The sequence below is a fragment of the Acinetobacter sp. ANC 4973 genome (assembly GCF_002135275.1).
Classification (GTDB): domain Bacteria; phylum Pseudomonadota; class Gammaproteobacteria; order Pseudomonadales; family Moraxellaceae; genus Acinetobacter; species Acinetobacter kyonggiensis.
Map to the genome: position 1 here is coordinate 1 of NZ_NEGM01000021.1, position 24,511 is coordinate 24,511.

The following is a 24,511-nucleotide window of genomic DNA, read 5'->3' on the forward strand; positions in this document are numbered from 1 at the left end:
TCCACTTTTATTGTGTCCATTCTTATAGATATTCGCTGATTGGCAGCGGGTGCATAGGTAGGTTGTAGTTTCTATGATCATTGTCAGTATTTACAGCTTGTGTGGTTTCAGTTGTATTCTAAAATAAAACACGTTGGATCTGAGCACTACCTACTCTTAAATAAAAACCCAGTGATTGCACTGGGTTTTTGCATTTCAAAAACGAACTTAGTTTTCAAGTGCAGGCGTGGCAGCAGCAATGGCAGCAGCAACAGCATCATCTTCCGACTGAGGTGTATTACTCGGTTTTTGTTGAGTGGCTTGAGTTGGTTTGTCTTCTGCTTTTGGTGCCTCAGCTTTTGCAGTAGGTTTGCTTTCAGTAGGTTTTGTTTCAACTACCTGAGGTTCACTTACTTCACGACGAATCTCTGTCGTTGTATTTGCTGTTTCGTGGCGTTCAACTTCTACATGCGTAGGAATTTCGATTTGGTTGCTTTCAACTGGAGTTAAAGGTTCTGCTTGTACCGGTTCAGTCACTTGCTCAGTTGTTGCAGCTTGTTCTGATTCATCTTCTTTCGGGGCTTCTTTTTTTACACACGCTGTTAATAATAAACCTGCTGCGATAGCACCACAAATTAAAAGTTTTTTATTCATAATTGCACAAAATAAAGCATTAATAGGATGTCAGCATTATAACAGCAAATACGAATATAAAAATCCTCTGCAACCCCTCTAATTTTTTATCGGAAATGCTGATAGAATAGCCAATTGTTTGTTGTTCTATGAATTGATGCGGATTGACTTTGCTTTATTGGTACAGAGTAAAGTAAAATTGCGCAACATTGTAGGCCGATTTAGGCTCGATTGTACGAGAAACCCAATGACCCATTTTATTTTCGTGACTGGTGGTGTAGTTTCATCACTAGGTAAAGGTATTTCAGCTGCTTCAGTTGCTGCACTTTTAGAAGCCCGTGGTTTAAAAGTAACCATGGTCAAAATGGATCCATACATTAATGTCGATCCAGGGACAATGAGCCCATTCCAGCATGGTGAAGTCTTTGTCACAGAGGATGGTGCTGAAACTGACCTAGATTTGGGTTATTACGAACGTTTCTTACGTCGTGCGAAAATGACCAAATTGAATAACTTTACTTCTGGCCGTGTATACCAAGATGTTTTAAATAAAGAACGTCGTGGTGATTATCTTGGCGGTACAGTTCAGGTTATTCCACATATTACGGATAATATTAAAGAACGTGTTCTTCGCGCAGGTGAAGGCTACGACGTTGCAATTGTAGAAATTGGCGGCACAGTAGGTGATATTGAATCTCTCCCATTCATGGAAGCTGTACGTCAATTAATGGTTGAGCTGGGTCATAAACGTACCATGCTCATGCATTTAACTTTGCTTCCATACATTAAATCTGCGGCTGAATTAAAAACCAAACCAACACAGCACTCTGTTAAAGAGCTATTGTCGATTGGTATTCAGCCAGATATCTTAATCTGTCGTACAGAATATGATGTTGATGCTGATACAACCCGTAAAATTGCGCTATTTACTAACGTAGAAGCACGTGCGGTTGTGGTATGTAAGGATGCGCGTTCTATTTATCAAATCCCACGTACCTTCTATGAACAAAATGTTGATGATTTGATTTGTGAGCGTTTTGGTTATAACGACCTTCCTGAAGCTGATTTAACAGATTGGGATAATGTGGTAGATGCTTTACTTAATCCAGAATACACAGTCCGTGTTGCAATGGTGGGTAAATATGTTGAACTTCCAGATGCCTATAAATCTGTAAATGAAGCACTTCTACATGCGGGTATTAAAAACCGCGTTAAAATTCAAATTGACTATGTCAATGCTGAAGAGTTAGAAAGCCAAGATGTAAGCGATGTATTGAAAGATGCGGATGCAATCCTTGTTCCGGGCGGTTTTGGTGAGCGCGGTACTGAAGGCAAAATGAAAGCAATTCAATTTGCCCGTGAAAATGGCGTTCCATTCCTTGGAATCTGTTTGGGTATGCAGCTTGCTGTTATTGAGTATGCGCGTCATGTTGCTGGTATTACGGATGCAACGTCTACTGAATTTAATCGTTCAACGAAATCACCACTCATTGGTTTAATTACTGAATGGCTGGATGAGCGCGGTGAAGTTCAGCAACGTAGTGTTGAATCTGACCTTGGTGGAACCATGCGTCTTGGTGCTCAAAAATCTGAATTGGTTGCAGGTACGAAGACTTGTGAAGTGTATGGTAGTGCGGAAATTATTGAACGCCATCGCCATCGTTACGAAATGAACAACCGTTTCATTCCAGCGCTTGAAGAAGCAGGGATGAAAATTTCAGGTTATTCACCAGTACAACACTTAGTAGAAACTATTGAAATTCCTCAACATCCTTGGTTTATTGCTGTACAATTCCATCCGGAATTTACAAGTTCACCACGTGATGGACATCCGTTATTTGCTAGCTTTATTGACGCTGCTAAAAAACAGTATCAAAAAACCAAGTAACAATGGTCTGGGAATAAACTAGGAAAGTTTAAATGTCACAATTAAAACCACAAGAAATTGTACGTTTAGGCGATATACAAATGGCAAACCACTTGCCATTTGTACTATTCGGCGGCATGAACGTACTTGAATCTAAAGATCTTGCTTTTGAAATTGCTGAAACCTATGTGGATATCTGCACACGTTTAGATATTCCCTATGTTTTTAAAGCAAGCTTTGATAAAGCCAATCGCTCCAGCTTGAATTCTTTCCGTGGCCCAGGTCTGGAAAAAGGTCTTGAGTGGTTAGCAGACATTAAAAAACACTTCAATGTACCGATCATTACCGATGTACATGAGCCTTACCAAGCCGCACCTGTGGCTGAAGTTGCTGATATTATTCAGCTTCCTGCTTTTTTAAGTCGTCAGACTGACCTTGTTGAAGCGATGGCAAAAACAGATGCCATTATTAACATTAAAAAAGCACAGTTCCTCGCACCGCATGAGATGCGCCATATTCTAAATAAATGTTTAGAAGCTGGAAATGACAAGCTTATTCTCTGTGAACGTGGTTCAGCATTTGGCTATAACAATCTTGTTGTAGACATGCTTGGCTTCGATCACATGAAAGAAATGAATGTCCCTGTGTTTTTTGATGTGACCCATGCGCTGCAAACCCCCGGTGGTCGAGCGGATTCGGCAGGCGGTCGTCGTGCGCAAATCACGACACTTGCACGCGCAGGTATGGCGACAGGTTTGGCTGGTTTGTTCCTAGAGGCACATCCAGATCCAGAACATGCAAAATGTGACGGCCCATGTGCACTTCGTATGTCACAACTTGAGCCGTTCTTGGCGCAATTAAAAGAATTGGATACCTTAGTTAAAGGTTTCAAAAAGTTAGATACTCATTGATGCTCTAATAAGAGCATCTAGTTATTCAATCAACTGAGGAATTGTTCATGAGTCAAATCGTTGACATTCGTGCACGTGAAATTTTGGACTCTCGTGGTAACCCAACCATCGAAGCAGACGTTATCTTAGCATCTGGCGTAGTTGGCCGTGCATGTGCACCATCTGGTGCTTCAACTGGTTCTCGTGAAGCTTTAGAACTTCGTGACGGCGACAAAGCACGTTACTTAGGTAAAGGTGTTCGCACTGCAGTAAACAACGTAAATACGTTGATTCGTGATCTTTTAATCGGTACTTCTGTATTTGAGCAAAAAGAAATCGACCAAAAGATGATTGATCTTGATGGTACTGAAAACAAAGAAAAATTGGGTGCAAATGCAACTTTAGCTGTTTCTTTAGCTGTTGCGCGTGCTGCGGCTGACGAAAAGAAAATTCCTTTGTTCCAATATATCGCGGACTTACGTGGTCAAACGATTTTGACTATGCCTGTACCAATGATGAACATCATCAATGGTGGTTCACATGCAGATAATAATGTTGATATTCAAGAGTTTATGATTGAGCCAGTAGGCTTTACTTCATTCTCTGAAGCATTACGTGCGGGTGCTGAAATCTTCCATTCTCTAAAATCAGTTTTAAACAAAAAAGGTTTAAACACTGCTGTAGGTGATGAAGGTGGTTTTGCACCGAACTTGCGTTCAAACGAAGAAGCAATCACTGTTATTCTTGAAGCTATTGGTCAAACAGGTTACAAAGCTGGTTCTGACATTATGCTTGCGCTTGACTGTGCATCTTCAGAATTCTACAAAAATGGTCAATACATCCTTGCAGGTGAAGGCAATAAAGCATTCACAAGCAACCAGTTCTCTGACTATTTAGCGGGTCTTGTAAACCAATATCCAATTATCTCAATTGAAGATGGTTTGGATGAGTCGGATTGGGAAGGTTGGTCTTACTTGACATCTATCCTTGGTGACAAAATCCAGTTGGTGGGTGATGACTTGTTCGTTACAAACCCAAAAATCCTTCAGCGTGGTATTAATGAGAAAGTAGGTAACTCTATTTTAATCAAATACAACCAAATTGGTACGTTGACCGAAACTTTAGATGCAATTTATCTTGCGAAAGCAAATGGTTACTCTACAGTAATTTCACACCGTTCAGGCGAAACTGAAGATTCTACGATTGCAGATCTTGCTGTGGGTACTGCGGCTGGTCAAATCAAGACAGGTTCACTGTGCCGTTCTGATCGTGTTGCAAAATATAACCAATTACTTCGTATTGAAGAGTTGACTCATGCAGCATATCGCGGTAAAGCTGAATTCAAAGGTTTGAACTAAGCGACTGAATGCTATTTATGTTAAGTATATTTAACTCCGCTGCGAGTAAAGTATTATTGGGCCTTGCGATCATTTTGATCGCAGGGTTTCAGTACTTATTCTGGTTTGGCGAAGGTGGTTATCATGATCATCAAAAATTAGCCCAAAAAATTCAACAACAAACAGAAATAAATACGGAATTAAAAGAACGTAATCGTGTTCTGGCTGCTGAAGTGTATGATTTAAAAAATGGTATTGAAGCGATTGAAGAGCATGCACGTTTAGATTTAGGTTTGGTTAAGCCAAATGAAACGTTTGTGCAAATGAGCATGATTGGAACGCAGTATAAGCCGATTTATATTGATCCAAATGCAAAAATAGATTTAAGAACCAATGAAGATGGCCAAGAAGAAGTGCCTGTAAATGCGCCATAAAATTTGGGCGGTTATTCCTGCTGCAGGTTCTGGAAGTCGTTTTTCTAAAACTGAACTTAAACAGTATCAAATGATTCAAGGTCAGACTGTATTAGAACATACTGTGAGTCGTTTGAATCAATTGCCTATATTGGGTTATGTGTTGGCGATAAGTGAAGATGATTCAGTTGCTAAAACATTAAATTTTGTTCAGTTGGATAAAGCTCATTTTTGTGTGGGCGGTGCAGAGCGTGTTCATTCTGTGCTGAATGCATTGACTTATTTGAGTCGAATAGCTTCAGCTGATGATTTGGTTTTTGTACATGATGCTGCACGTCCATGCGTTACTCAAGAGTGTTTGAATCGTTTGGTGCATACGGCTATTCAAGAGGATTGTAGTGCAATTTTAGCCATTCCAGTCCGTGATACTTTAAAATTTGTGGCACAGCACGATAATATTGATACGACTGTGAGTCGCGATCATTTATGGCAAGCACAGACTCCGCAACTTTCAAAGTTAGGCATGTTGAAGTATGCCATTGAGAAAGCATTGCAGGATGGTATTACGATTACGGATGAAGCCAGTGCTTTAGAGCATATAGGTGAAACGGTGAAAGTGGTACAAGGTCGTTCAGATAATATTAAAATTACTTATGCTGATGATTTAGAACTGGCTAAATTAATTTTAGCTTCACAAAAATAAAATAAAAAATGGCGCCAGATGTATTATCTCTGGGGCTTTAAATTTATACTTTGCCATCTCATCTACACATTCAAATATTTCAAATGATACCATCACCTCAGTATCGTTTTTTACGTCACTCTTTACGTGATGGTAGAAGCATTAAAAATGATTCATCTAAATGGAAAAAATGGCATTTAGACCCTTGGTTATTATGCTTTTTAGTTCTGAATGCGGCCTTGGGTTTGATGGTTATTTATAGTGCATCAGCTCAAGATTCACAAATGGTTCTTCGTCAAGCCATTAGTTTTGGTGTTGGTTTCATCGCCCTGTTTATCTGCGCGCAAATTCCACCAAAAGTTTATCAAGCGGTTAGCCCTTATTTTTATATATTTGCCCTTTTTATGCTGGTGATGGTACTGGTCATTGGTGAAACTCGTATGGGGGCAAAAAGGTGGATTAGTCTACCGGGAATTGGCAGCATGCAACCCAGTGAATTTATGAAGTTTGCAATGCCTTTGATGATGGCATGGTATTTTTCGCGTCGTCCATTTCCACCTAAGTTCTTAGATATTATTATCGCTTTAGTGCTGATGATCATTCCTTTTGTATTGGTAGCTTTGCAGCCTGACTTGAATATTGGTTTGATCATTCCGGGCATCTTTGTTTTATTTTTAAGTGGTATGTCTTGGAAATTGATTGTGGGTGCGCTTTCGGCATTTGCGGTTGCAGCACCTGCACTTTGGATGTTTGTGTTGCAAGAGTATCAAAAAAAGCGTGTGTTGACTTTGTTTGACCCAGAATCTGATGCTTTGGGGGCAGGTTGGAATATTATTCAATCCAAAATTGCAATTGGCTCTGGCGGCTTAACAGGTAAAGGCTACCTTGAGGGAACGCAATCACACTTAGGTTACTTGCCTGAACATCATACCGATTTTATTATGTCGACTTATGCAGAAGAGTTCGGTTTTATTGGGGTGTTTCTGTTAATTAGTTTATTTGCTGCCATTATTATTCGTTGTTTAATGATCGGAATGAATAGCTTTCATAACTTTGGGCGTTTATTTGCGGGTGCGATTGGGCTGACTTTCTTCTTTTTTGTGTTCTTAAGTTCAGGAATGGTGAGTGGTATTCTTCCTGTGACAGGTGATCCATTACCATTGATGAGTTATGGTGGAACCGCTGTAATTTCCATGCTTGCCAGTATGGGGATTGTGATGTCGATTCATAGTCACCGTTAATGAAGCAATAATCGTGTTAAAAAAGCCCTTAATAAATTAAGGGCTTTTTGATTTTAAGCGAGGAGCCAAGTGTAGTAGCCCCAAAGCATGAGTGGCCATGCAATGAAAGGGCTAAATAACCATTTCCATAACCAAAACTTTGGAATAAAACCGACACCGTGAATAAAACCACCTGAAATACCAATCATAATAAACATCATGGCACGATGGCTGTATTCACCATTGGCATCCAGCATTGCAGCAGGATGGATGAGTAAAATAGCAGCAAGAGGCAATGCCAACAAAAATGAGAGGGCCATTGCAAATTTATTCGGCTTTTTTTCTGTTGTTGTCACTGCCACTTCCGTCATTTTCTATTCCTCATCTAAATCTTGATTGTGTTCAATGTAAAGAGCACTGAGTACACCTGCAAAACACGCCATCAAGATGCCAAGAATCCAAGCGAAATACCACATAACTATTCTCCTTATTTCTTGTAGACACAACCTTAATAAAGGCTGTGTGAGTTATCTTGAACGTGTTTATTGGTAATGACACCCCACATCTTATAGTAGCACCAAGTGGTGTAAACTATAATGAGTGGGACAAAAATACCCGCGACAACAGTCATCACAGTAAGTGTATTTTGACTTGAAACAGCATCCCACATGGTCAAACTTACGGTTGGATTAATGCTTGATGGCATGAGGAATGGGAATAGTGCAAAACCAGCCGTTAAGATGGAACCTGTTACGGCTAAAGTGGAGCCTGTAAAGCTAAGACCCGCTTTATTTTTACCAGCAGCCAAGACAATCAGTAATCCACCCAAAACTGCAGCAATTGGAGCAAGCATAGTGATTGGATAGGTTGAATAGTTGTTCATCCAACCGTGGTTGCCATTGGTGAGTACTTCTTTTGCTAATGGGTTGGCTACACCATTGGTATCAAAAGGTTGTACTAATGTATAGCCTTCAATACCACCGAAGTATAACCATGCACCTGCGCCTAAGAAGCAAACTAAGTATACGATGCCCATAATTTGAGTTGCTTTTGCAGAGCGTTGACGCAAAACACCATCGGTACGAAGCATGAGCCATGCACCACCATGCGCACACAGCATAGATAAGCTGACTAAACCACAAACTAGAGCAAATGGATTGAGTAGGGCAAAGAAGCTGCCTGTGTAGGTTGAACGGACGGTTTCATCTAATGTAAAAGGTACGCCAAGGAACATGTTGCCAAACGCGACACCAAACACTAAAGCAGGAACTGCACCACCAACAGCTAAACCCCAATCCCAAGACGTACGCCATTGTGTATTTTGCAGTTTAGAGCGGTAATCAAAGCCTACAGGTCTTAAAAATAAAGCAAATAAGACCAGTAATAGTGCCCAGTACATGCCCGAGAAAGCAGTGGCATAAACCATTGGCCAAGCAGCAAATAGTGCTCCACCAGCGGTCACGAACCAAACTTGGTTGCCTTCCCAGTGTGGTGCAATCGTATTGATTGCAGCACGACGTTCATCATCTGTTTTTCCTACAAATGGCATGAGTGCCATTGAGCCCATATCAAAACCATCTGTAAGTGCAAAACCAATCAGTAAGACACCAACCAATACCCACCAGATGATTTTGAGAAGTTCATATTCGATCATGATTGAGGCTCCTCAACTTTAGCGTGATTTGCATTATCTTTTGCTGCTAATTTCTCGAAATGATATTTACCTGTGTGTAACGAACTTGGACCTAAACGAGAGAATTTGATCATCAAGTACATCTCAATAATAAGAAGTACTGTATAGAATGCTGCAAGTGCAATGATTGAACCCCAAACATCGCCAGTACTTAATGAAGAAGTTGAGAGATGTGTAGGTAAAACTTCACCAATCGTCCAAGGTTGACGACCTACTTCAGCAACATACCAACCCGTTTGCGCTGCAACCCATGGTAAAGGGAGAGCAAATAGAGCGAATTTAAGTAACCACGGTTTGCTTTCTGCATTGCGTTTTGCTACAGCAAAAGTTGCAAGGGCAAATAACAACAACATTAAGAAACCAGAGGCCACCATGGCACGGAAAGCCCAGAATAAACTTGGAACATGTGGAATGGTGTCTAAAGCGGCTGCTTTAATATTTGCTTCAGTCGCATCAACCACATTTGGTGTGTATTTTTTAAGAAGTAAGCCATAGCCTAAGTCTTTTTGAGATTGTTCAAATGCTGTTTTTAGTTCCGCTGATTGATCACCGGCACGAAGTTTTTCTAATTGTGCATAAGCAACCATACCATTACGGATACGTGCTTCATGCTGAATAACGAGGTCTTTGATGCCCGTTACTTCTTTTGTTGTAGAACGAGTTGCGATAATTCCCATGAGATAAGGGATTTTGACTGCATAGTCCGTAGTCATGGTTTCTTTATTTGGAATACCAAATAAAGTAAATGGTGCTGGTGCAGGATGGGTATCCCATTCCGCTTCAATTGCTGCAAGTTTAGTTTTTTGCACATCACCGATCTCATAACCAGACTCGTCACCTAGTAGAATCACCGATAGTGTAGATGCTAGACCAAAGATCGCCGCAATTGCGAATGAACGACGGGCAAAAGGTAAATCACGTTTTTTCAATAAGTAGAAACTTGAAATCGCAAGTACAAAAATAGCACCCGTTACATAACCCGCTGAAACGGTATGTACAAACTTAACTTGAGCGACTGGGTTAAAAATCAAGGCACCAAAGTCAACTAACTCCATACGCATGGTTTGATAGTTAAATGCTGAACCGACTGGATTCTGCATCCAACCATTGGCGACTAAAATCCATAGTGCAGACAGATTGGAGCCAATAGCAACCAGCCAAGTGACCGCTAAATGTTGAGCTTTAGAAAGTCGATCCCATCCGAAGAAGAATAAACCAATAAAAGTGGACTCCAAAAAGAATGCCATCAGGCCTTCAATTGCAAGTGGAGCACCAAAAATATCACCCACATAATGTGAATAATATGCCCAGTTTGTACCAAACTGGAATTCCATGGTTAAGCCAGTGGTAACCCCTAAAGCGAAGTTAATACCGAAGAGTTTTCCCCAAAATTTAGTCATGTCTCTATAAATTTCTTTACCAGAAATCACATACGTGGTTTCCATAATGGCAAGAATAAAAGCCAGACCTAAAGTCAGTGGAACAAAAATAAAATGATACATCGCGGTCATCGCAAATTGGAACCGCGAAAGATCGACCACGCTTTCAGAAATCATCAACGTGTCTCCTTGATTTGGGAAGGGCTGCCAGCAATATGCTCGGCAACTTGATTGTCAAAATTTTTAGGAATGGTCGGAGCATCGAACCAGATATGTTTGATTGTTAGTAAGAGAACGATCTTAATTATTAATATGATCGTGATTTCTCGCACTAATTTTTGATTGAAATCTTTGGGGATTAAGCTCATCTACATAAGCCTATTTTGAAACATAAGATCTATTATTAACAAAACAATAATAAAAATAAATAGCTGGAACACTTAAAATAAAAATATATTATTTAACTTAATTTAAACAACAACTTAAAAAACAGGTTAAACAAAAATTAAACTAATATTTCAGGATTTTAAAGTTGAGTAAAATGCTTTGTATTGGTTTTTTGTAAAACCAACGAAAATGCTTTAGTATTATTTTAAAGTTGACTAAAACAGTTGTGTATTATTAAAAACTGGTATTTAAGATAATGTTTATCAAATGAGATTGATTTTTATTTTAATTAGAATTTTGCATTTAAGCATAACAATAATGATGGAGATATTTTTAAAACAGTCGATTTTTTGCGGCATTTGGTGTGATTTTGTGAAATAAAAAAGACCACCTTTTAGGTGGTCTTTTTTAATTCATTTGAACTTAGAATTTGATTTCCATGCCTAAACCATAAACATTTTCGTCAGCATTTGGAATTGCAGCAGCAGCTCCAGCGCTTGTACGTTTGTTGTCCCACTCGCGTTGTACTGCACTCGCGAATAATTTTGTTTGGCTGTTTAATTTATAATCTGCACCAATACCCCATTGTTTTGCAGAGGTATCGCCCGTTACTGTAGCTGTAGTCCAGTCAGTGTCAGCTTCTTGATATTGAGCTTTAAAAGACCAAGGTGTATTTCCAAGCTTGTACGTTGCTGAAATTAACCATGCATTTTCTTCTACATTACGATAGGTTTCAGTACCTAAATAATCAGAGACTTCAGCAGTTTGCCACATCGCACCTAAAAATAAGCCTGTCGCACCAATTTTACCTAGGTCGAAAGAAGCACCTACACGGATTGCGTCAGCAGGAGCATTTGAAATGCCAACAGCCGCGAAGTCACCTATAGATTTGAAGTTTCCTGAAATAACACCTTCTAAGCCGAGGTCTTTATTGGCATATGAAAGTGAAGTGGAGATACCATCGCCAATGCTGTCACGAGCACCGTCAGTATAAGTTACTGTACTGCTGGTAGATTCACCTTGTTGAGCTTGAAGAGCAAATACTAATCCACCCATCAGTTTAGGATCGGTTTCAATCCCAATGACATTTTCTACACGTTCTTCACCATACATCATTTCTTTGATGTCGGCATGTGCATAGTCATTAAATACGTCACGGTATCCATTAGCAGCATCTTTAAATGGTGTATCCATGATACCTGCTTTTAAGGTTCCTAGATTAGCCCACTTTAAACCAGCGAAAATATTACGTTTTTTAAATACGTCATCACCGCCATCTACATCAATTTCCCATTCAGCTTGGTAAACTGCTGAGAGTTTCTCAGTTAGTTTCTCTTCCCCTTTAACACCAAGGCGTGAAGCATTTGAATTGACTTCTACTTTGTCATCTTTTCCATCATCGTAGCTGTCGACACTTACATTCACTTTACCGTACAAAGTTGGTGCTGCTTGCGCTGCACTTAAGCTTAAAGTTGTAACTGCTGCAGCGAGAAGCAATTTTTTCATTGAGATTTCTCCAAAACACTGTTCTTAATGGCGATAGCCTTGCTTGACTCTTTTTTTAGTTTGCTTAAGTACAAAAAGTTACAGAAGCTAACCAACTTGCTAAGCAGTATCTGTAATGGATATGACAGTGCGGTGAAGAAAAAATGACAGTTTGGTGACGTATTAAGGTTTTTTTATTTGGATCTAATATTTTTTATTATTATGGACTTATAAAAAATGGAGCCTAAACTCCATTTTATTTTAGATGATTTAAATTAAAGTGCGGCTTTAATTTTTTCAGCCAAGACCTTAATTTTTTCTTGATCACCCATGTGTAAAGCATGTTTACCTAATTCATGTACTGACGTTGGAATTAAGTGGAAATGCACATGCGGTACGGTTTGACCTGCTGCGGCACCTGAAAGTTGCATGAGGACAACACCTTTGATATCCAATGCTTTTTCCATAGCTTGTGCAATTTTTTGCACAATTTGAATGGTGTAAGCAGCAGCTTCTGGTGCGAGGTCAAGCAGTGTTACAGCTGGCGTTTTAGGGATAACCAACGTATGGCCTTCAGCTTGTGGCATGATGTCCATAAACGCAACAACTTGATCATCTTCATAAACTTTAATGGCAGGAAGTTCATTGCGGATAATGCGTGCAAAAATATTTTGATCATCGTAAAGCATGTCTAATCCTTAAAAGTAATTGTCTGCTGTAATTATTTACAGTTCAATTCTTTCTGACGATCTTTGATGGCGTCAAGTCGTTGTTGCTCTTTTTCTGAAAATTTTGGTTTAGTTGTATAGCAATTATCATTATTGCCAAACCTCGCCTTAGCTTCCGGATCTTTAAAGCAGAAACCTTTAGATGCATAAATGACATCATGGTCATTTTTCAATTGTTGACACTCTTGCTCGGCACTTGCTGCAAAGGTATTTGCCCCGATGAAGGTTGCAAGGCTTGCAAACATTGCAACTGTAAACTTAGTCATGAGAGTTTCCTCAGGTTTAACATTGTGTAAAGCACATCATCACAATATTAGGTTTAGTTATCATTATTCAATGGCGAGTTATTACTCAAGTGTAATTTTACTCCATGATTCATACATTTTTACAGCACTGGAAAAGTCACTGTCTTTTTCTGATAAATCGCTAGAAGCTTGAATTAAACTTTGAGTTAAAGCAATGACAGGCGCAGAGAGCTTCGCTTCACGAACCAAGTCTAATGCAATACCTGTATCTTTGGCTAATAATGGCAGCGCAAAGGTCAGTGGAAAACTACGGTTTAAAATGCGTTGCGGTAAAACTGTTTCGGTCACACCACTTTTTCCGCTTGAGGCATTAATACAATCAAGGGCTTCATGCAGGTTGACACCGTGGGCTTTGAGGGCAGTAAAGCCTTCTGCAACAGAACACAAATTTACGGCCAAAAGCATGTTATTTACAGCTTTAACTGAAAACCCTGCACCAGAACCCCCCACATGTTTAATCAGTTTACCAAAAGCTTGCATCGCAGGTAGAGCTTTTTCAAAAGCAGCCGATTCGCCACCAACCATAACCGTTAAAGTTGCTGTTTCTGCACCAATGGTTTGCCCACTAACAGGTGCATCAAGAAAGTCGATATTGTGTAATTTTAATTGTGTTGCTAGATTTTTGGCAGATTCAGGTACACCACTGGTGCAGTCGACCCAGATGGAACCTGATTTGATTTTGACAGTGGCAATCAGTTCTTCAACGTCTTTGCTGGTCGGTAAGCAAGAAAAAATAACATCGGCTTGAACGGCTTGCTCAAGTTCTACGGCTTGGGTGCCATATTCAGTTGCATGTTGCTTGGCTTTTTCAAAATTCCGATTCCATACATATACCGTATCAAAATGTTGAGGTAAATGTGCCGCCATGCGGTAACCCATAGCACCTAGGCCGATAAATGCAACTGACTGAATCATGGTATATCCTTTATATTTTGCTCGATCTCTGTTTTAGCCAAGTGGTCATCAATGGCCAGAACTCATTTGCACTTGATTGGCTCGACATTAGGCCTAAATGCCCACCGGGGATAAGAGTAAACGTGACATCTTGGCTATTTGTCAATTCAATTAAAGGCTTAACAGCCTCTGCTGATACGATCTGATCGCTACGACCTGCGCCAATCAATAAAGCGCATTGAATATTTTTTAATTCGATATTCTTATCTTGTAATTGTATAACGCCATTTTTTAGTGGATTTTGTAGCCAAACATTAAAAATCATGTCTTGATTGATGCCACCAGGATAATCAATCATTTTGTTGAGAAAATTCCCCATGGTGGCATGTTCGTACAAGGCTTGGGTGTTATCTAAATTCAAAAAAAGCCGCTTTTGGCTATGAAACCAGCCTTTGGGATCAATGATTTTAAATCCAATCGCATTGAGTAAGCCCGAGGTGTGGATAAAGCTTTTTGGCACAGCTTCAGAATAAATTTTATTTTGTAGTGTTTTATTTTTAGCAATAAGTTGATTCACCTTTTGAAAAAGTTTACCGGTACGACCAGAGGCATAACTATCTACAGGACTACCCAGTACGATCAAATTTTTGACAAAATTGGGTTGCCGCAAAGCACAATAGAGCACCACGAAAATACCTGCCATGCTCCAACCATGTAATGAGATTTCTTCACTATTTGAGTGCTTACGAATCTGCTCGATACAATGGGGAATGGCATCATCAATAAAAGACATAAAATTTAAAAAACGATCTTTATAGTTATATTGTCCCCATTGCACCAAATAGACATCAAAACCACTATGCTGAAAATGTTTGACCAATGAGCGATAAGGGTAGAGGTCATAAATGGCCATGTTGATTGCAAGCGGGGCAACAAAGACCAGCGGTTCTTTATATTGTTTATTGGGCGATGCGTAATAACGAATACGCGTTTGTTTATATTCGGCAATAACGTCATACGCCGTTGTTTGTGATAAAACCAGCGAGCTTGAATCAAACAAACGAGTTGATAAGTTTTTTAGTTTATTTTTAACGTGAAGCATGGCTGCTTGTACTCGCCCATGAGTGGATTGATCGAAGTGTAGGCGATATTTATGCATTATACCTTGACCTTAAATACCATAGACGCTCAAAATGTTGGCAATTATTCGCAACGGCAATTCAGGACTGGGTAATAAAGATGAGCCAGCAAGACGACATTGAATACCAATTAGACACTTTAGCCATTCGTACAGGTCATACACGTAGTTTTGAAGGTGAGCATGGTGAGCCAATTTTCCTCACTTCATCTTTTGTTTATGAAAATGCAGCAGAGGCGGCAGCTAAATTTTCAGGTCAAGAACCGGGAAATATTTATTCACGCTTTACCAATCCAACTGTCGCCATGTTTGAAAAGCGTTTAGCTGCTTTAGAAGGGGCTGAACGGGCTGTTGCAACAAGTACGGGTATGGCTGCAATTATGGCTGTTGCAATGTCGTATCTAAAATTGGGTGATCATGTTATTTGTTCACGTGCTGTGTTTGGTTCAACTGTATCTTTATTTGAAAAATACGTGGCTAAATTTGGTGTAAGTGTTGATTTTGTTGATTTGACAGATTTAGCGGCATGGAAAAATGCCATTAAGCCTGAAACCAAGTTACTGTTTGTTGAATCTCCATCTAATCCACTGTCTGAAATTGCAGATATTCAGGCTTTGGCTGATATTGCACATGCCAATGGTGCATTGTTGGCGATTGATAACAGTTTCTGTACACCAGTTTTGCAACAACCGATTAAATTTGGTGCAGATTTAGTGGTTTATTCAGCAACCAAATATCTCGATGGTCAAGGTCGTGCTTTAGGTGGTGCTGTAGTAGGGAATCACCAACTGCTTGAAGATGTATTTGGTTATGTGCGTACCACTGGCCCTTCAATGAGTCCATTTAATGCTTGGGTATTCTTAAAAGGTTTAGAAACGTTACGTTTACGTATGAAAGCACACTCTGAAGGTGCGAAAAAACTTGCTGAATTCTTAGATACGCATGCGAACGTTGAAAAAGTTTACTATGCAGGTTTACCAGCACATGTTGGACATGAGCTTGCTGCGAAACAACAAACAGGTTTTGGCGGTATTGTATCATTTGAAGTCAAAGGTGGTCGTGAAGGGGCTTGGAAAGTCATCGACAATACCCAATTTATTTCAATTACGGGTAATTTAGGTGATGCAAAATCAACAATTACTCACCCAGCGACCACAACTCACGGTAAACTCTCAGCCGATGCCAAAGAAGCAGCGGGTATTTGTGAAGGTTTAATTCGCGTCTCTGTTGGTTTGGAAGATATTGATGATATTATCCGCGATATTAGTCGTGGTTTAGACTTAATTTAATTTATAGATATTGATTTAGAATTTATTTGTTCGGAGATTTTTATGAACATTAATATGTTAATGCAACAAGCTCAGCGTATGCAAAAAGATGTTGAAGTCAACATGAAAAAGGCAAAAGAAGAACTTGCTCAAACTGAAGTGCATGCGGAAGCAGGCGGTGGTTTGGTTAAAGTTACTATGACGTGCCGTAATGTGGTAAAGCGTATCGAAATTAGTCCTGAACTGCTTCAAGATGATGCCGATATGATTGAAGACTTAATCGCGGCTGCAATGAATGATGCTGCGCGTCAAGCTGAAGCGGTTTCTGAAGAAAGAATGAAAGCTGCTAACTCTGGTATGGGCTTACCACCAGGTCTTGCAGGTTTATTTTAAGGAATACGTTTAGTGTTTAGTGATCGATTTGATCAACTGGTGCAAGCTTTACGTATATTGCCAAGCGTTGGGCCGAAATCGGCTCAGCGTATGGCATTACACCTGATCATGAAAAATAGAGAAGGTGCGATAGGGTTAGCACATGCTTTAAATGAAGCAACGACCTATATTCATGAATGTAGCGTTTGCCATTCGCTGACTGAAAATGAAATTTGTGATATTTGTCTTTCACATGAACGTGATGATCAAATTTTATGTGTAGTTGAATCACCTGCGGACGTGATGGCGATTGAACAAAGTGGTAGTTTTCGTGGTAAATATCATGTATTAGGTGGACATTTGTCACCGCTTGATGGTATTGGCCCTGAAGAGATTGGCATTCCATATTTGGTGCAGCGACTCAATGAAGGTAAAGTTGCAGAAGTGATTTTAGCAACCAATGCGACAGTAGAAGGTCAGGCAACAGCCCATTACTTGGTTGAAGCCACCAAGCATTTACCTGTGCAAATGACGCGAATCGCTCAAGGGGTTCCTCAAGGGGGAGAACTTGAATATGTGGATAGTCATACTCTAAGCCAAGCTGTACATAATCGAATGCGAATGAAATAAGTGCAATGTTCTTTATTTTATTCATTATGTAATAATGAAAGATGGGTAAAAGGTGTATTAATCACGTTTAAACTTATATAAAAAAGATATAAAAACTCATTGTATTTTCATTTAAATGCCAAAAACACAGTGAATAGATGCTATAGAAGTAAAATTTGTTATATCTAAATGTTATATATAGGTTAATATGCTTTTAAAGAGAATCTGATTTTAGACTCAGTAATATGTTTCAATTCATTCAGCAACAACCAGACTTAGAAAATATTTTACATTTGATGAGTCAAACGTCCATTTATGGATTAGACACAGAATTCATCAAAGTAGATACCCTATGGCCTAAATTGGGTGTATTTCAAATTAATGTTGCAGATCAAGTTTTTTTACTTGATGGGGCAAGTTTAGATTTGTCTATATTCTGGGAAAAATTATTTCAAGCACAGCAAAATATATTTCATGCCTGTAGTGAAGACATCGATTTAATTTATCATTATGCACAGCAAAAAACTTTAACCAATGTTTTTGATACTCAAGTCGGAATGTCTTTTTTGGGACATGGATTGCAAGTGAGCTATCAAAATGCATTAAAACAAATGCTGAATGTTGATATTGATAAAGATCAGACGAGATCTGATTGGTTAGCACGTCCGCTGAGTCCAGAACAACTCGCTTATGCAGCCAATGATGTACTGTATTTGATGAATTTGTCCAATAAGATTCAAAATGAATTAACTGATAAATATTTACTTGATTTTGCACTCGAAGATTGCCGTCATTTGACTTATGAAATTGGTCAAGAAACGCCGTTAGAACGGCTTTACCATGATATTGGGAATTATCGTCATTCACGCCGTCAATTGATGCAGTTACAACAATTAGCTGCGTGGCGTGAACAGATCGTAAAAGCGTTGAATTATCCACGTAGTTTTATTCTGAAAAGTTCAACCATGATTGACTTGGTCGAAAAAAATCCATGCAATCACTTCCAGTTATCAGGCATTCGAGATATTCGTCAAAATATTGTGCGTGATCATGGTAAAACCATTTTAGATTTACTTAAGTTTTTGCCAGAACAGGCAGAATGGCCACTTCGTATGGCACGTCCAATTCGTCATTCATCAAAAGATATTGGTGAAAAGGTCGATGCTGTTATTCAAGCTGTGGTGAATGAAACCACCATACCTAAAGAAGTGTTGATGCGTAAAAAATGGCTCAATGCATTGTATCAGCATGTGGTCTTTCATAATGATGAGCAAGATTTACCTGCTTACCTCTTAGGTTGGCGTTATGATTTGTTAACGAAACCATTGATTGATGTTTTGCATGCCGATGAAAACTATCTATCGACTCAAATGAAGGTGATGGAATAATCTTTAGCCAGATTGCTTAAAGAATTATCATTTATACAAAATCAAGACCGATGCGTTAATAATCACTAATGTATCCGTCTTTTTTTTGTTGTATGCTTGAGCCAAGTTTAATGAGTACTGTTTCAACTATGCATTGTTCAATTTTCAAATCTAGCAAAAAAGCTGAAATGTATCTTTATATTGCCCGTCCTGAGCCAACTGAAAATGAAGCTGAAGCAGCTAGTCCGCTTGAAATTTTACCTGAAGCGATGCGCACAGCATTTGGTCGCGTAACTTTTGTCATGAATTTAGAGTTATCTGAAGAGCGCACATTAGCCCGTGTGAATGTTTTGCATGTGATGGATTCAATTCAAAATAAAGGCTTCTTTATTCAGGTTCCTCCAGAAGGATTAATCAATCCGAATGCAGTTGCGCCAGAAGGTTTGCGCGGTGCTTAAAGTCGATTCAGGAGTTGGAGTTCACGATGAATAGTTTTCTTGCACTACTAGATTCAATTCCTGAAGATAGCATTGCTATAACAGTTTATTTGTTAGGAAGTGTCATTATGCTTTGGTCATGGTATGCGATTGCAAAACGCTTGCCTAAACCTTTTGGTGGTATAACGTGGATTATGGGATTCGCGATTTTACTCACCCCGACAGTTTCTGAAGGTAATAATGCTTCCATCGCTCCAGCAATTTTTGGTTTGTTATTTGGTGTTTTGACCAAAGAAAATGCTTTGGTGTGGTCAAATGCATCACTCATTTTATTTGTTGTTGGGCTTGGTTTAGTGGTTGGCTATTTATGGTCCCAATACACAGCCAAAAAAGCAAAGTTTGTAGTAAACAAAAATAGTTCACCACTTTAAGTAAAACAATAAGGTTAAATCATGTCTGTTGATACTCAACAATTTGTCGGTACAGATCAGTATATCGCCACTGAAAGTCTAAAATTAGCTGTCAAAGCTGCACGTGCATTGCAAAAACCTCTGCTAGTGAAGGGTGAGCCAGGTACAGGTAAAACATTACTTGCAGAGCAAGTGGCACAAAGTCTAGGTTTGAAACTCATGACTTGGCACATTAAATCTACCACTAAAGCGCAGCAAGGTTTGTATGAGTATGATGCGGTTTCGCGTTTGCGCGATAGTCAGTTGGGTGATGACCGTGTGCATGATATTAAAAACTATATTAAACCTGGTAAATTGTGGGAAGCTTTTACCAGTGAAGAACGCTGTGTATTGCTGATTGATGAAATTGATAAAGCAGATATTGAGTTCCCAAATGACCTTTTACACGAACTCGATAAAATGTCGTTTTTTGTGTATGAGACAGGGGAAACCATTACTGCGGCTCAACGTCCGATTGTAATTATTACCTCGAATAATGAAAAAGAATTACCCGATGCTTTCTTGCGTCGTTGTTTCTTTCACTATATTGAATTCCCAGATGAAAGCACAATGCGTGAAATTATTGATGTGCATTTTCCTAAAATTTCGGCAACTTTGGTGAATCAAGCTTTACAAGTTTTCTTTAAACTTCGTCAGGTTTCGGGATTAAAAAAACCACCATCAACTTCTGAATTGATTGATTGGCTAAGTTTGCTGATGGCAGATGATATGCCTGAAGATGTACTGCGTAATCATGATAAATCAAAAGCCATTCCACCTTTATATGGTGCATTAATTAAGAATGAGCAAGATGTACAATTACTAGAGCGCCTCGCTTTCATGTCGCGACGTTAGTGGATATTTTTATACTTTGACCATAATATTTAAAGCTGCTGATGCAGCTTTTTTTATTTGAAAAAATAAGTGATGATATGCGCGATTTAGTGGTTATCTCGAGTTCTATTTTGAGTTAAACATGATAAAAAGTGTAGTGAATTCAATATCCTGACCAGACCCATATTGCAATTTATGATTTCAAAAATAAAGCTCTTTTTTGCCTTTAAGAATTAAACTTTTACAAAAATTAATAATTTTAAAATTGCTATTTAATATTAAAAAGTCATAAATGTTATGAGTTGAAAATTTAAAAAATATTGAAAAAGAAAAATCATTGGCTTTCTAAAATTATACCTATATGTATTTAGCGTATTAATCCTAGAATGAATAACTCCACATAACTCTTGTATTTACCAATAGAGATAATGAGAGGTTGATAAATAATGGAATGGTTGCAAAATGAATTAAAACATAGTCCCGAGATATTGCTTTTTTTATCTCTCGCAATTGGGTTTTGGATAGGGCAGTTTCAGTTTGGAAAGTTTCAGTTTGGCGGTGTAGCTGGCTCTCTTCTTGTCGCAGTTGTCTTAAGTTTATTGGGTGTTCCTGTTGATAATGGTATTAAAGCAATTCTATTTGCACTCTTTATTTATGCTGTAGGTTTTGAAAGTGGTCCTCAGTTCTTTAAATCTTTAGGGCCAGAATCAATCAAAGAAATATTATTGGCTGCCTTTATGGCAGTATGTGGCTTAATTACTGTTTTGGTCATGGCAAAGATCTTCCATCTAGACAAGGGTCTAGCTGCAGGTTTGGCCGCAGGCGGAATGACACAATCTGCGATTATTGGTACTGCTGGTGATGCATTATCCCGACTTGATTTACCTCTTGAAGAAATTCAGCGCTTGCAAGCCAACGTCGCTATTGGCTATGCAGTTACCTATATTTTTGGTTCGCTTGGGGCGATTATTGTTTGTGTCAATATTCTTCCTCGATTTATGGGACGTGAAATCCGAGATGATGCGATTAAGGCACAATCTGAACGTTTAAAGGGAGCATTTGAGCTTGCACCTGGACAAGAGCTAGCAATCCCAGAGATTGTTGGGCGAATTTATAAAATTGAACAAGCTAACGGTAAAACTGTATTTGATATTGAAGCCGAAGCAAGCAATATCACTATTGAGCGCTTGAAAAGAAAAGGTCAATTGATGGATGTGACACCTGAAACGGTATTACAGACGGATGATATTGTCTTGGTTGTTGGGCGTCGTGCGGGTGTGGTTGCTATTTCCAGTTATATCGGTGCTGAACTTCAGTCATCGCAAGGCATGGAAATGGTGATGGATACCACAGATGTAATTCTTAAAAATTCCAAATATATTAATCGTAGTTTAGGCGATGTAAAAGCAAATACGCCGTTATATTTAAAGCATGGTATTTATGTACTTGGTATTAAACGAGGTGGAGATTCTCTCGTATTAAGCGATGATACTATTCTACTGCAAGGTGATGTCATTACTGTTTATGGTACTCAGAATGATCTGAATCGGCTCATCAAAGAAGGTGGGCAAGCAATACCTGAGAGCTTAAAAACAGATTGGGTTTTCCATGGCGCAGGTTTGGTCGTGGGTTTAATTATCGGTTTATTTGTTATTCGTATAGGTGGAGTGCCTCTCACATTGGGTGCAGGCGGCGGCGCACTACTTTCTGGGTTGTTATTTGGTTGGTTGCGTAGTCGTAATCAAGTACATGGCAATATGCCTCCAGCTGCATCTCAACTTCTGAAAGACTTAGGTTTGGCTGGATTTGTGGCTGCAGTAGGACTTCAGTCTGGACTACAAGCTATTCAAACAATTAGGGAAAGTGGGCTTTCTCTGTTCATGATTGGTGTTGTAGTCACCTTGGTTCCATTGCTACTTTCCATGCTTTTTGCACGCTATGTTCTGCGTTACGACAACGTTGCTGTTATGGCTGGTGCACTGTCAGGTGCTCGTAGTGCTAATCCAGCATTTGGTGGTGTATTAGATAAAGCCGGAAATTCAATCCCAACCGTTCCCTTTGCAATTACTTATGCATTAGCAAATGTATCTTTGACGTTACTCGGCCCACTTATTGTGGGCTTAGCATAATACTTTTTAAATGAAAATAAACATCAATATGACTTAATACAATGAAGGAGACTTTCCATGGGAAACGTCGATTACTCTAAATATTCAAAATTAAGCCCATTCGAGCTAAAAGATAAATTGATTGAGCTGGCACAAAGCCGCACTGATCGTATGATGCTTAATGCAGGTCGAGGAAATCCCAATTTTTTAGCCACTGTTCCTCGTCGTGCTTTTTTCCAATTAGGGCTATTTTCTGCGACTGAATCAGAGTTTTCTTTTTCTTATATGCCAGAGGGATTAGGTGGTTTTCCTCGTTCTGAAGGATTACAGTCGCGCTTTGATCATTTTATCTTAGAAAATAGAGATAAACCTGGCGTGGTCTTTTTGGGGAAAGCTATTTCCTATGTTAGAGATCAATTGGGTTTAGATCCTGATGCATTTTTACTTGAAATGGTTGAGGGTGTTTTAGGTTGCAACTACCCAGTACCTGACCGCATGCTTCGTGTTAGTGAAACGATTATAAAAGAATATGTATTGCGAGAAATGGGTGTGCAGGGAATGGCAAAAGAATCCCTTGACCTATTTGCTGTCGAGGGTGGAACGGCTGCAATGGCCTATATTTTTAACTCTTTGAAAGAAAATAAAATCATAGAAAAAGGAGATCGAATTGCGATAGGTACTCCAATTTTTACCCCATATTTAGAAATTCCTAAATTGAATGACTATCAACTTGAAGAAGTGTTAATTCAGGCTGATGCAAATTTAGGATGGCAATATCCTGAATCGGAGCTTCGTAAACTTGAAGATCCTTCGATTAAAGCATTCTTTTTAGTTAATCCAAGTAATCCGCCTTCAGTGAAAATGAGTGATGAGGGCTTGGAAATTCTAGCGGATATTGTGAAAAAACGTCCAGATTTAATTATTCTAACCGATGATGTTTATGGAACTTTTGCTGATAATTTTAAATCTCTTTTCGCAATATGCCCAGACAATACAATTTTAGTTTATTCATTTTCGAAATATTTTGGAGCTACGGGTTGGCGGCTTGGAGTTATTGCTTTATCCAATAATAATATTCTCGACCACAAGATTGCGGCACTTTCAAAGAAAGATAAAAAAGAACTTGAAGAACGCTACTCGTCATTGACTACAGAGCCTGCAAATATCAAATTTATTGATCGTTTGGTGGCGGATAGTCGTAATGTAGCCTTGAACCATACCGCAGGACTTTCAACGCCACAACAGGTTCAAATGGTATTGTTTGCTTTATTTAATATGATGGATTCAAGACAAAACTATAAAGAAGCCGTTAAATCTGTCGTGCGTGATCGTGATGCAACCCTATATCGACAATTAGGTGTAGATGTTCCCCAAGATCCTAATGCTGTTGATTATTATACATTGATCAATCTTGAAAATACTTCACGGATACTTTATGGAGATGAATTTGCAGATTGGGTTATAAAAAATAAAAACCCAACAGAATTATTATTCCGGGTTGCAGATGAAACTGGGGTTGTTTTATTGCCAGGTTCTGGTTTTGGTGTATCACATCCTTCAGCTCGTGCTTCCTTGGCGAACTTAAATGAATATCAATATGCTGCAATTGGTAATTCATTACGCAAATTTGCTGAAGAAACTTATCGTGAATATCAAAAAGTCACGAAAAAAAAATAGCTTTGGGGGAGGCGAAACGTCGTTAACTGAGTTGGCCCTACGAGATGAATATATTTTGTAGGGCTTTTTTATTTCTAAGTTTTTAATTACAGGGCTGTAGTGCTTTTGTTATTTAATCGTTCTAATCAGTTTTAAAAGACATAGCTTTAGACTTATTTTTTATTGGTCATATCAAATTTAATCAATCTTTAAATTTTTCTGTTTGCAAATAAAACGAACGACCATTGAGGCCATGCTTAAACTTTACTTCATTTTTACAATCAAACATAATAGTACAATGATTTGCATCAACAATTATATGCGATTTATAAAATTTTAGAAGTATAGCAAGGTTGCAGATATTTTAATAACTACCTTGAA

General features: G+C 38.9%; 26 protein-coding genes. 15 read left to right on the top strand and 11 right to left on the bottom strand.

Annotated features, from left to right (window positions below; translation table 11 throughout):
- Positions 1-207: 207 nt before the first annotated feature.
- Positions 208-633 carry an internalin gene (locus B9T30_RS15105; RefSeq protein WP_086185729.1) on the bottom strand — a complete coding sequence of 142 codons (426 nt, stop codon included), beginning with the start codon at positions 631-633 and terminating at the stop codon, positions 208-210.
- Between the two features lie 226 nt (positions 634-859).
- Between B9T30_RS15105 and B9T30_RS15110 the strand changes: the two genes are divergently transcribed.
- From B9T30_RS15110 to rodA, 6 genes are all read left to right on the top strand, one after another.
- Positions 860-2,500 (top strand): CTP synthase, encoded by a 1,641-nt coding sequence (locus tag B9T30_RS15110; protein WP_086185730.1) that lies wholly within the window; start codon positions 860-862, stop codon positions 2,498-2,500.
- 32 nt (positions 2,501-2,532) lie between these two features.
- Entirely contained in the window at positions 2,533-3,390 is an 858-nt protein-coding gene (gene kdsA / locus B9T30_RS15115) for a 3-deoxy-8-phosphooctulonate synthase (RefSeq protein WP_004651826.1), read from the top strand.
- Positions 3,391-3,437: 47 nt separating this feature from the next.
- Positions 3,438-4,727 (top strand): phosphopyruvate hydratase, encoded by a 1,290-nt coding sequence (eno, locus tag B9T30_RS15120; RefSeq protein ID WP_086185731.1) that lies wholly within the window; start codon positions 3,438-3,440, stop codon positions 4,725-4,727.
- Positions 4,728-4,744: 17 nt separating this feature from the next.
- Positions 4,745-5,140 (top strand): cell division protein FtsB, encoded by a 396-nt coding sequence (gene ftsB, locus B9T30_RS15125; protein ID WP_086163962.1) that lies wholly within the window; start codon positions 4,745-4,747, stop codon positions 5,138-5,140.
- Complete coding sequence (gene ispD / locus B9T30_RS15130) at positions 5,130-5,822, top strand: 2-C-methyl-D-erythritol 4-phosphate cytidylyltransferase (protein WP_086185732.1); 693 nt, start codon at positions 5,130-5,132, stop codon at positions 5,820-5,822. The genes ftsB and ispD overlap by 11 nt, the downstream gene beginning before the upstream one ends.
- 83 nt (positions 5,823-5,905) lie before the next feature.
- A complete protein-coding gene (rodA, locus tag B9T30_RS15135) occupies positions 5,906-7,042 on the top strand; it encodes a rod shape-determining protein RodA (protein WP_086185733.1) in 1,137 nt (378 codons plus the stop codon).
- Positions 7,043-7,095: 53 nt separating this feature from the next.
- On the opposite strand, the gene B9T30_RS15140 is transcribed toward rodA, so the two are convergent.
- The 10 genes from B9T30_RS15140 to B9T30_RS15185 form a co-directional block, all read right to left on the bottom strand.
- Positions 7,096-7,392, bottom strand: coding sequence for a cyd operon YbgE family protein (locus B9T30_RS15140; protein WP_086185734.1), 297 nt, complete (start codon positions 7,390-7,392; stop codon positions 7,096-7,098).
- A 3-nt stretch (positions 7,393-7,395) separates the two neighbouring features.
- Positions 7,396-7,497 carry a cytochrome bd-I oxidase subunit CydX gene (cydX, locus tag B9T30_RS15145; protein ID WP_004651833.1) on the bottom strand — a complete coding sequence of 34 codons (102 nt, stop codon included), beginning with the start codon at positions 7,495-7,497 and terminating at the stop codon, positions 7,396-7,398.
- A 32-nt stretch (positions 7,498-7,529) separates the two neighbouring features.
- Positions 7,530-8,675, bottom strand: coding sequence for a cytochrome d ubiquinol oxidase subunit II (gene cydB, locus B9T30_RS15150; RefSeq protein WP_086185735.1), 1,146 nt, complete (start codon positions 8,673-8,675; stop codon positions 7,530-7,532).
- On the bottom strand, positions 8,672-10,270 hold the full coding sequence (locus B9T30_RS15155) for a cytochrome ubiquinol oxidase subunit I (protein ID WP_086185736.1): 1,599 nt from the start codon (positions 10,268-10,270) through the stop codon (positions 8,672-8,674). The genes cydB and B9T30_RS15155 overlap by 4 nt, the downstream gene beginning before the upstream one ends.
- The gene (cydP, locus tag B9T30_RS15160) at positions 10,270-10,461 is read right to left on the bottom strand and encodes a cytochrome oxidase putative small subunit CydP (RefSeq protein WP_004651836.1); all 192 of its coding nucleotides are present in this window, start codon (positions 10,459-10,461) and stop codon (positions 10,270-10,272) included. Before cydP ends, B9T30_RS15155 begins: the two co-directional genes overlap by 1 nt.
- Positions 10,462-10,903: 442 nt before the next feature.
- A complete protein-coding gene (locus B9T30_RS15165) occupies positions 10,904-11,986 on the bottom strand; it encodes a porin (protein ID WP_086185737.1) in 1,083 nt (360 codons plus the stop codon).
- A gap of 254 nt (positions 11,987-12,240) precedes the next feature.
- Entirely contained in the window at positions 12,241-12,654 is a 414-nt protein-coding gene (locus tag B9T30_RS15170; protein WP_086185738.1) for an HIT family protein, read from the bottom strand.
- 32 nt (positions 12,655-12,686) lie between these two features.
- Entirely contained in the window at positions 12,687-12,959 is a 273-nt protein-coding gene (locus B9T30_RS15175) for a YARHG domain-containing protein (RefSeq protein WP_086185739.1), read from the bottom strand.
- Between the two features lie 81 nt (positions 12,960-13,040).
- On the bottom strand, positions 13,041-13,913 hold the full coding sequence (locus B9T30_RS15180) for an NAD(P)-dependent oxidoreductase (RefSeq protein WP_086185740.1): 873 nt from the start codon (positions 13,911-13,913) through the stop codon (positions 13,041-13,043).
- 10 nt (positions 13,914-13,923) lie between these two features.
- The gene (locus tag B9T30_RS15185) at positions 13,924-14,994 is read right to left on the bottom strand and encodes an alpha/beta fold hydrolase (protein ID WP_086185759.1); all 1,071 of its coding nucleotides are present in this window, start codon (positions 14,992-14,994) and stop codon (positions 13,924-13,926) included.
- A 137-nt stretch (positions 14,995-15,131) separates the two neighbouring features.
- Here B9T30_RS15185 and B9T30_RS15190 point away from each other — a divergent pair, with 137 nt between their 5' ends.
- The 9 genes from B9T30_RS15190 (at position 15,132) to B9T30_RS15230 (ending at position 24,151) form a co-directional block, all read left to right on the top strand.
- Positions 15,132-16,319, top strand: a complete 1,188-nt coding sequence (locus B9T30_RS15190; RefSeq protein ID WP_086185741.1) for an O-succinylhomoserine sulfhydrylase — start codon at positions 15,132-15,134, stop codon at positions 16,317-16,319.
- 42 nt (positions 16,320-16,361) lie between these two features.
- A complete protein-coding gene (locus B9T30_RS15195; protein WP_004651845.1) occupies positions 16,362-16,691 on the top strand; it encodes a YbaB/EbfC family nucleoid-associated protein in 330 nt (109 codons plus the stop codon).
- Positions 16,692-16,703: 12 nt separating this feature from the next.
- The gene (recR, locus tag B9T30_RS15200) at positions 16,704-17,300 is read left to right on the top strand and encodes a recombination mediator RecR (protein WP_086163949.1); all 597 of its coding nucleotides are present in this window, start codon (positions 16,704-16,706) and stop codon (positions 17,298-17,300) included.
- Between the two features lie 224 nt (positions 17,301-17,524).
- Positions 17,525-18,667, top strand: coding sequence for a ribonuclease D (locus B9T30_RS15205; RefSeq protein WP_086185742.1), 1,143 nt, complete (start codon positions 17,525-17,527; stop codon positions 18,665-18,667).
- Positions 18,668-18,795: 128 nt separating this feature from the next.
- Complete coding sequence (locus B9T30_RS15210; protein WP_086185743.1) at positions 18,796-19,104, top strand: YcgL domain-containing protein; 309 nt, start codon at positions 18,796-18,798, stop codon at positions 19,102-19,104.
- Between the two features lie 26 nt (positions 19,105-19,130).
- A complete protein-coding gene (locus B9T30_RS15215; protein ID WP_086185744.1) occupies positions 19,131-19,514 on the top strand; it encodes a hypothetical protein in 384 nt (127 codons plus the stop codon).
- Positions 19,515-19,535: 21 nt separating this feature from the next.
- Positions 19,536-20,387 (top strand): AAA family ATPase, encoded by an 852-nt coding sequence (locus B9T30_RS15220; protein ID WP_086185745.1) that lies wholly within the window; start codon positions 19,536-19,538, stop codon positions 20,385-20,387.
- Between the two features lie 422 nt (positions 20,388-20,809).
- The gene (gene aspT, locus B9T30_RS15225; RefSeq protein WP_086185746.1) at positions 20,810-22,495 is read left to right on the top strand and encodes an aspartate-alanine antiporter; all 1,686 of its coding nucleotides are present in this window, start codon (positions 20,810-20,812) and stop codon (positions 22,493-22,495) included.
- Between the two features lie 57 nt (positions 22,496-22,552).
- Entirely contained in the window at positions 22,553-24,151 is a 1,599-nt protein-coding gene (locus B9T30_RS15230; protein WP_086185747.1) for a bifunctional aspartate transaminase/aspartate 4-decarboxylase, read from the top strand.
- Positions 24,152-24,511: the final 360 nt, after the last annotated feature.

What these genes read in the sequence shown, in the direction of transcription:
- B9T30_RS15110 (WP_086185730.1), top strand. Translation starts at nt 860, where the DNA reads ATGACCCATTTTATTTTCGTGACTGGTGGTGTAGTTTCATCACTAGGT.
- B9T30_RS15205 (WP_086185742.1), top strand. Translation starts at nt 17,525, where the DNA reads ATGTTTCAATTCATTCAGCAACAACCAGACTTAGAAAATATTTTACAT.
- cydX (WP_004651833.1), bottom strand. Translation starts at nt 7,497, where the DNA reads ATGTGGTATTTCGCTTGGATTCTTGGCATCTTGATGGCGTGTTTTGCA.
- cydP (WP_004651836.1), bottom strand. Translation starts at nt 10,461, where the DNA reads ATGAGCTTAATCCCCAAAGATTTCAATCAAAAATTAGTGCGAGAAATC.
- B9T30_RS15105 (WP_086185729.1), bottom strand. Translation starts at nt 633, where the DNA reads ATGAATAAAAAACTTTTAATTTGTGGTGCTATCGCAGCAGGTTTATTA.
- B9T30_RS15230 (WP_086185747.1), top strand. Translation starts at nt 22,553, where the DNA reads ATGGGAAACGTCGATTACTCTAAATATTCAAAATTAAGCCCATTCGAG.
- eno (WP_086185731.1), top strand. Translation starts at nt 3,438, where the DNA reads ATGAGTCAAATCGTTGACATTCGTGCACGTGAAATTTTGGACTCTCGT.
- B9T30_RS15170 (WP_086185738.1), bottom strand. Translation starts at nt 12,654, where the DNA reads ATGCTTTACGATGATCAAAATATTTTTGCACGCATTATCCGCAATGAA.
- B9T30_RS15195 (WP_004651845.1), top strand. Translation starts at nt 16,362, where the DNA reads ATGAACATTAATATGTTAATGCAACAAGCTCAGCGTATGCAAAAAGAT.
- B9T30_RS15185 (WP_086185759.1), bottom strand. Translation starts at nt 14,994, where the DNA reads ATGCTTCACGTTAAAAATAAACTAAAAAACTTATCAACTCGTTTGTTT.
- ftsB (WP_086163962.1), top strand. Translation starts at nt 4,745, where the DNA reads ATGTTAAGTATATTTAACTCCGCTGCGAGTAAAGTATTATTGGGCCTT.
- B9T30_RS15190 (WP_086185741.1), top strand. Translation starts at nt 15,132, where the DNA reads ATGAGCCAGCAAGACGACATTGAATACCAATTAGACACTTTAGCCATT.
- ispD (WP_086185732.1), top strand. Translation starts at nt 5,130, where the DNA reads ATGCGCCATAAAATTTGGGCGGTTATTCCTGCTGCAGGTTCTGGAAGT.
- B9T30_RS15220 (WP_086185745.1), top strand. Translation starts at nt 19,536, where the DNA reads ATGTCTGTTGATACTCAACAATTTGTCGGTACAGATCAGTATATCGCC.
- kdsA (WP_004651826.1), top strand. Translation starts at nt 2,533, where the DNA reads ATGTCACAATTAAAACCACAAGAAATTGTACGTTTAGGCGATATACAA.
- B9T30_RS15165 (WP_086185737.1), bottom strand. Translation starts at nt 11,986, where the DNA reads ATGAAAAAATTGCTTCTCGCTGCAGCAGTTACAACTTTAAGCTTAAGT.
- cydB (WP_086185735.1), bottom strand. Translation starts at nt 8,675, where the DNA reads ATGATCGAATATGAACTTCTCAAAATCATCTGGTGGGTATTGGTTGGT.
- B9T30_RS15180 (WP_086185740.1), bottom strand. Translation starts at nt 13,913, where the DNA reads ATGATTCAGTCAGTTGCATTTATCGGCCTAGGTGCTATGGGTTACCGC.
- B9T30_RS15140 (WP_086185734.1), bottom strand. Translation starts at nt 7,392, where the DNA reads ATGACGGAAGTGGCAGTGACAACAACAGAAAAAAAGCCGAATAAATTT.
- B9T30_RS15215 (WP_086185744.1), top strand. Translation starts at nt 19,131, where the DNA reads ATGAATAGTTTTCTTGCACTACTAGATTCAATTCCTGAAGATAGCATT.
- rodA (WP_086185733.1), top strand. Translation starts at nt 5,906, where the DNA reads ATGATACCATCACCTCAGTATCGTTTTTTACGTCACTCTTTACGTGAT.
- B9T30_RS15210 (WP_086185743.1), top strand. Translation starts at nt 18,796, where the DNA reads ATGCATTGTTCAATTTTCAAATCTAGCAAAAAAGCTGAAATGTATCTT.
- B9T30_RS15175 (WP_086185739.1), bottom strand. Translation starts at nt 12,959, where the DNA reads ATGACTAAGTTTACAGTTGCAATGTTTGCAAGCCTTGCAACCTTCATC.
- B9T30_RS15155 (WP_086185736.1), bottom strand. Translation starts at nt 10,270, where the DNA reads ATGATTTCTGAAAGCGTGGTCGATCTTTCGCGGTTCCAATTTGCGATG.